The sequence below is a fragment of the Kineococcus sp. G2 genome, assembly GCF_037154035.1.
In the GTDB taxonomy this organism is placed as follows: Bacteria; Actinomycetota; Actinomycetes; order Actinomycetales; family Kineococcaceae; genus Kineococcus.
In genome coordinates this window covers 49,975-56,491 of the sequence record NZ_JBBBEM010000027.1, presented here as the reverse complement: position 1 = coordinate 56,491, position 6,517 = coordinate 49,975, and the positions used below count along the sequence as shown (strand labels likewise).

Annotated in this window: 7 protein-coding genes; 6 read left to right on the top strand and 1 reads right to left on the bottom strand. The window is 77.2% G+C overall.

Annotation, left to right across the window (positions count from 1 at the left end):
- Positions 1-205 precede the first annotated feature (205 nt).
- From V9U69_RS05900 to V9U69_RS05880, 5 genes are all read left to right on the top strand, one after another.
- A complete protein-coding gene (locus V9U69_RS05900; RefSeq protein ID WP_337060412.1) occupies positions 206-1,384 on the top strand; it encodes an aldose epimerase family protein in 1,179 nt (392 codons plus the stop codon).
- 208 nt (positions 1,385-1,592) lie between these two features.
- Entirely contained in the window at positions 1,593-2,417 is an 825-nt protein-coding gene (locus V9U69_RS05895) for a DUF4397 domain-containing protein (protein ID WP_337060411.1), read from the top strand.
- Positions 2,418-2,644: 227 nt separating this feature from the next.
- Positions 2,645-3,133 carry a class F sortase gene (locus V9U69_RS05890; RefSeq protein ID WP_337060410.1) on the top strand — a complete coding sequence of 163 codons (489 nt, stop codon included), beginning with the start codon at positions 2,645-2,647 and terminating at the stop codon, positions 3,131-3,133.
- A 77-nt stretch (positions 3,134-3,210) separates the two neighbouring features.
- Positions 3,211-3,864, top strand: a complete 654-nt coding sequence (locus V9U69_RS05885; protein WP_337060409.1) for an RNA polymerase sigma factor — start codon at positions 3,211-3,213, stop codon at positions 3,862-3,864.
- Positions 3,851-4,672 (top strand): anti-sigma factor, encoded by an 822-nt coding sequence (locus V9U69_RS05880; protein ID WP_337060408.1) that lies wholly within the window; start codon positions 3,851-3,853, stop codon positions 4,670-4,672. Before V9U69_RS05885 ends, V9U69_RS05880 begins: the two co-directional genes overlap by 14 nt.
- Positions 4,673-4,733: 61 nt before the next feature.
- Here the strand turns inward: V9U69_RS05880 and V9U69_RS05875 are convergent, their stop codons facing one another.
- A complete protein-coding gene (locus V9U69_RS05875) occupies positions 4,734-5,348 on the bottom strand; it encodes a TetR/AcrR family transcriptional regulator (RefSeq protein ID WP_337060406.1) in 615 nt (204 codons plus the stop codon).
- Between the two features lie 196 nt (positions 5,349-5,544).
- Between V9U69_RS05875 and V9U69_RS05870 the strand changes: the two genes are divergently transcribed.
- Positions 5,545-6,438, top strand: coding sequence for an alpha/beta hydrolase family protein (locus V9U69_RS05870; protein WP_337060405.1), 894 nt, complete (start codon positions 5,545-5,547; stop codon positions 6,436-6,438).
- The last annotated feature ends 79 nt before the right edge of the window (positions 6,439-6,517 follow it).

The window sequence follows — 6,517 nt, the reverse complement described above, 5'->3', positions numbered from 1 at the left end:
CCCCCCCCCCCCCCCCCCCCCCCCCCCCCCCCCCCCCCCCCCCCCCCCCCCCCCCCCCCCCCCCCCCCACTCCCGGCCGGCCGGTCGTCCCTCGCCGCCCCGTCACGGGGAGCGTTGACTTCGTTGCACAGCGCCCCTAGTTTCCCGAACGCCACCGCAGCGGCGCCGCCGCTGCCCGAGCGAGGAAGCTCAGACAGGGGACCAGATGCCTTCTCCGACCTTCACCCGACGCAGCGTCGTGCTGGCCGCCACCGCGGCCGGAGCCCTGGCGGGCACCGCCGCGACCGTCCAGTCCGCGGCCGCGGCGCCCTCCCGGCGCCCCACCGTCTCCACCGAGGCGTGGGGGAACCTCCCCGACGGCACGCCCGTCGAGCGGTACACCCTCACCGGCGGCGACGTGACCGTGCGGATCCTCACCTACGGCGGGATCGTCCAGAGCCTGGAGTTCCCCGACCGCGAGGGCCGCACCGCGAACGTCGTCCTGGGTTTCGACGACCTCGAGGGGTACCTGGCCGGCAACAACCCGGGCCCGTACTTCGGTGCGCTCATCGGCCGGTACGGCAACCGCATCGCCGGCGGGAGGTTCACCCTCGACGGCGCCGAGCACCAGCTCCCGCTGAACGACGGCCCGAACTCCCTGCACGGCGGTGACGACTCGTTCGACAAGCGCGTGTGGGACGCCGAGGCGCTGCCCGGGCACCACACCGCCGGGCTGCGCCTGACGCTGGTCAGCCCCGACGGCGACCAGGGCTACCCCGGCACCCTCACCACCGAGGTCACCTACACCCTGGACCGGTTCTCGCAGCTCACCATCGACTACCGCGCCACCACCGACGCGCCGACGGTCGTGAACCTCACCAACCACAGCTACTGGAACCTCGCCGGCGAGGGCACCGGCACGATCTACGACCACGAGCTGACGATCCACGCCGACGCCTACACGCCCGTGGATGCCACCCTCATCCCCACCGGGGAGATCGCCCCCGTGGCGGGCACCCCGATGGACTTCCGCGACCCCACCGCGGTGGGCGCGCGGATCCGCGAGCCGTTCCAGCAGATCCTGTTCGGTCGGGGCTACGACCACAACTGGGTGCTGGACCGCGAGAGCACCGACGAGCTGGAGGAGGCGGCGGTGCTGCACGACCCGGCCAGCGGCCGCACCCTGACGGTCTCCACCACCGAACCGGGCCTGCAGTTCTACTCCGGCAACTTCCTCGACGGCACCCTCGTCGGCACGTCCGGGAAGGTCTACCGGCAGGGCGACGGGCTGGCGCTGGAGACGCAGCACTTCCCCGACTCGCCGAACCAGCCGGGGTTCCCCTCGACGGTGCTGCGCCCCGGTGAGGAGTACCGCTCGACGACGGTGTTCGCGCTGACGCGCTGAACCACCGGCGCGGCGCCGCCCCCGCGGTGGTCGAGGAAGTGGCGACCTCCTCGACCACCGCGGGGAGGGGGTGGGGCCGGCAGTGCCCGCGCGCGCCGGGGAGCTCCCGGGGAGAACTCCGGGCCAGGTGCATCCGGGGGCGCCCCTGCGCGCGCAGAGGGGGCAGGAGCGGGACCACCGAGGTCCCGACCGCCCCGAGGAGGAAACCGTGCGCAAGGCAACCGCTGTCGCCACCTTCGTCGCCGCTCCCGCGGTGGCCCTCGCCCTGCCCGCCGCCGGTGCGTCCGCGGCCACCGCCGAGCAGGCCGTCGTCTCGATCCTGCACGGCGTGCCGGACCTGACCGTCGACGTGTACGCGAACGGGGAGGAGGTCGTCGGCGACTTCGCGCCCGGCACCCTCACCGACCCGCTGGTGCTGCCCGCCGGCGAGTACGACCTGGACGTCTACCCGGCGGGGGCGGACCCCGCCTCGGCCGAGCCGGCGATCTCCGCGCAGGACGTCGCCGTGCCGGCCGGGGTGAACGCCACCGTCGTGGCGCACCTGTCCGCCGAGGGCGTCCCGGTGCTGACGCCGTTCGTGAACACCCCTGCCGTCCTCGACGCCGGCCAGGCGGAGCTGACGGTGCGGCACGTGGCCGCCGCCCCCGCGGTGGACGTGCGCGCCGGTGGCCAGCCCGTCCTCACCGGCCTGACGAACCCGAACGAGGCGAGCACCACCGTGCCCGCCGGGACGGTCAGCGCCGACGCGGTGCTCACCGGCACCGACCAGGTCGCCGTCGGGCCGGCCGACGTGACGCTGCGCGAGGGGACCGAGACGGTCGTCTACGCGTGGGGCTCGGCCGCCGACTCGAACCTGGCGCTGGCCACGCAGACCGTCGACGCGAGCTCCTCGGCGCCCTCCGGCGTCGCGGCCGGTGAGGCCGGGACCGCCGAGGCGGGGCTGCCGTGGTGGGTGGCGGCGGCCGGTGCCGTCGCGCTGGCCGGTGCGGCCGTGCCCGCGCTGCGCACCCGTGCGCAGCGCACCCGGGCGTGAGGCGGCCGGCCCCACGGACCCTGCGCGCCGCCTCGGCCCTGCTGGGCGCCTGCCTGCTGGGCGCCTGGTGGGCCGAGCGGCCCCCCGCCGGCTTCGGCGCCGTCGCCGCCCCCCCCACCCCCTCCCTCGCGCAAACCGTGCTCTCCGCCCCGGCAGGGGCCCCCGCGAGGGCGGAGGACACGGTTTCCGCGGGGGGGAGCGAGCGGGGGGAGGGGGTGCTGCCGCGGGTGACCGCACGCCCGGCGGCCCCGTCGGCGCCGGCGGTCGTGACCGCGCCCGTCGCGCTGCGGGTCCCCGAGCTGGGGATCGACGCCCCCCTCGACCCGGTCGGCGTCACCCCCGCCGGGACCATGGAGGTGCCCGAGCGGGCGGCGCGGGTCGGCTGGTACCGCTTCGGCCCGGTGCCCGGCGCGCCGGGGTCCGCCGTCCTGGCCGGGCACGTCGACACCGCCCGCGACGGACCGGGCGCCCTGCACCCCCTGGCGCGCGCGGCGGCCGGTCAGGTCGTGGAGGTCGCCCTCGCCGACGGTGCGGTGCGGCGGTTCGCGGTGACCGCGCGCCGCGAGGTGGTCAAGACGGAGCTGCCCGTCGCCGAGCTGTTCGCCCGGGACGGCCCGCCGCGCCTGGTGCTGGTGACGTGCGGCGGGGAGTTCGACGAGGAGCGCCGCAGCTACGCCGCGAACGTCGTCGTGGTCGCCGAGCCGCTGCCCGGCTGAACCCGCCCCGGTCGGCCCGTCCCGGCCGGGGCGGCGCCGACTGGCGGCGGGGTGCCCCCTCCGCCACCGTGGGGTGCGTGAGCACCCCGGACGCCGTCGCCCTGGGTGGCGCCGCCCCGGTGCGACCCGCCCCCGCCGCGCAGGACGGGGCGGCCGGCCCGGCGCCCTCGGCCGCCGGGGAGGTGGGCGACGCGGAGCTGGCGCTGGCCCTCGCCGCCGGCGACGAGCGCGCCCTGGCCGAGGCGTTCCACCGGTTCGCCCCGCTCGTGCACGCCCTCGCCCTGCGCCGGCTGCCGGAGGCCGACGCGCAGGACGTGGTGCAGGCCGTGTTCGTCGCGGCCTGGCGCTCGCGCGGGACCTACGACCCCGCGCGCTCGGCGGTGGGGGCGTGGCTGGTGGGCATCGCGCGGCACCGCATCGCCGACTGCCTGCGGGCCCGGCACCGCGACGCGGAGGTGAGCACCGGCTCCGTGGAGCTCGTCGCGGGCCCGCACCAGCAGGTCGCCGCCGACCCCGCGGAGCTGGCCGCCGACCGGATCGTGCTGCTCGACGAGCTGGAGCACCTGGGCGAACCCCAGCGCACCCTGCTGCGGATGGCGTTCTTCGAGGAGCTCACCCACACCGAGATCGCGCAGCGCACCGACCTCCCCGTGGGGACCGTCAAGAGCCACCTGCGACGATCGTTGCGACGTCTGCGCACCCGACTGGAGGGGGACCGTGCTGCCACCTGACCCCGGGGGTCACCCGCCCGCACCCGGGCCCCACCTCGGGGAGGACGAGCTGGCGCTGCTCGCGCTCGGCGAGGACGTCGAGGGCGCCCCGGAGCACCTGACGGCGTGCGCGGCCTGCCGCGCGGAGGTGGCGAGCCTGCGCGAGGTCACCGCCGCGGTGCGCTCCGCCCCGACCCCGCCGGCCGTGCCCGTCCCGGCCGGGGTGTGGGAGGCTGTGGCCCGCGAGACCGGCGTGCGGGCCGTGCCCGGGGGCGGTGCGGGCCAGGCGCCCGCCGGCCCCGGGGACGCCGAGGGCGCCGCCGTCGCGCCCGGCGCCGAGCCCGTCGCCACCGTGCTCCCGGCGGCCCCGCCGCGGGGCCGGTCGCGCCGCTCCTGGCTGGCGCTGGCGGCCGCGTTCCTCGTGGGGACCGCCGCCGGGGTGGGGGCCTCACGCCTGGCGGAGCGGGACGCCCCCGTCCCGGCCGCGCAGCGGGTGCTCGCCTCCACGGAGCTGGCCCCGCTCGGCGCGGGCGCCGCGGCGGGCACCGCGACCGTCGCGAGCGTCGACGGCCACCGCCACCTCGGCGTGGACGTGCGGGGCGTCGACGCCCCCGGCGAGGCCGTGCTGGAGGTGTGGCTGCTGGACCCCGCGGGAGGGGGTCTGCTCTCCCTCGGCACGCTCACCGGCGAGCGCCTGGACGTGGTGCTGCCGGACGTGGTGGACCTGACCCGCTTCGCCGTCGTCGACGTCTCCCGCGAGCCCCTCGACGGCGACCCGGGGCACTCCAGCGACAGCGTGCTGCGCGGTGAGCTGACCCCGCGCGCCTGAGCGCGTGAGCTGACCCCGCGCGCCTGAGCGCGGTGAGCCGGCCCCGCGCGCCCGAGCGCGCTCAGGACCGCCAGGTCGCCGCCCGCACCTCCACCCCGCGGGCGAACGCCTCGAAGGCGGCGTCCACCCGCGCGGTGTCGCCGGTGACGAGCCGGTCCAGCACCAGCCCGCGCATCGTGCCCAGCACGAGCGTGGCCAGCGCTCCCGCCTCCGGCGGCGGGCAGCCCTCGCGCACCAGCCCGGCCTCGACCATGCCGGTGCGCTCGCGCACGGAGCGGCGCACCGCGCCGGCGAGCGCCTCGTCGTGCAGCGCGTTCCCGGTGACGGCGAGGAACAGCCGCACGTACGCCTCGCCGCGGCCGGTGGTGGCGTGCCGCCACAGCGCCCGCAGCGGCCCGCCGGGCGGGTCGGCCTCCAGCAGTTCCGGGGAGGTGAACGCCCGGTCCAGCACCCGCTCGACGATCTCGGTGACGAGGCGCTCGCGGGTGCCGAAGTGGTGCAGCAGGGCGGCGTGGCCGACGCCGGCGCTGTCGGCGACGCGCCGCAGCGACAGCTGGGTCAGGCCGTGGGTGAGCACGTGGTCGGTGGCGGCCTGCAGCAGCTCCTCGCGGCGGTGCCGGTAGCGCAGGCGCCGGCCGTCCACGCGCTCCGCCGGCTCGTCCTCGGTGTCCGCCACGCGGTGAGGGTAGCCGCGGCCCGCAGCCGTGCGGAGATTGCTTGACCGAGTGGTCAGGCTATGGCTAGCTTGTGGCCCACGTCAGGGGGGTGGAACTCCCGGGCGGTGGCCGGCGCGAGGGGGCGCCGGGCTCCGCGCGCTCCGCCCTCCCCGTCGGCCCTCCCTCCCGCTCGCCCGCACCCCTGGAGAGACCGCGATGCCGAACACCACCACGCACCCGTCCCGCCGCACCGCCCGCGGGTTCCGCGCCTCGCTGGCCGCCGCCGTCGCCCTGCCGCTCCTCGCGGGCGCCGCGCCCGCCCAGGCCGCCGACAACCCCTACGAGCGCGGCCCGGCGCCCACGAGCTCCAGCGTCGAGGCCAGCCGGGGCTCCTTCGCCGTCTCGCAGACCAGCGTCTCGCGCTACGCCGTGCGCGGTTTCGGCGGCGGCACGATCTACTACCCCACCACCACGAGCGCGGGCACCTTCGGCGGCGTGGTGATCGCCCCGGGCTACACGGCCTCGCAGTCCAGCATGGCGTGGTACGGCCCGCGCCTGGCCTCGCAGGGTTTCGTGGTGTTCACCATCGACACGAACTCCCGGTACGACCAGCCCTCCTCGCGCGGGGACCAGATCCAGGCCGCCCTGGACTACCTGACCGGCAGCAGCAGCGTGCGCGGCCGCGTCGACGCGGACCGCCTGGCCGTCATGGGCCACTCCATGGGTGGCGGCGGCAGCCTGGAGGCCGTCGCGGACGACCCGTCGATCAAGGCCGCCATCCCGCTGACGCCGTGGAACCTCGACAAGACCTGGTCCGAGGTGAGCACTCCCACGCTGATCATCGGTGCCGAGGACGACACCGTGGCCCCCGTCCGCTCCCACTCCGAGCCGTTCTACGGCTCCATCCCCTCCAGCACCGACAAGGCGTACCTGGAGCTGCGCGGTGCCAGCCACTTCGCGCCGAACATCTCCGACACCACCATCGCGAAGTACAGCATCAGCTGGCTCAAGCGCTACGTGGACGACGACACCCGCTACACGCAGTTCCTGTGCCCGGCGCCCACCGTCAGCCTGGCGATCAGCGAGTACCGCAGCACGAACTGCTCCTGAGCGGTCCCGCACCACCCCCGGCGCGGGCGGGAATGCCCCGCCCGCGCCGGGGGTTCACCACGGCGAGCGCCCTGCCCCG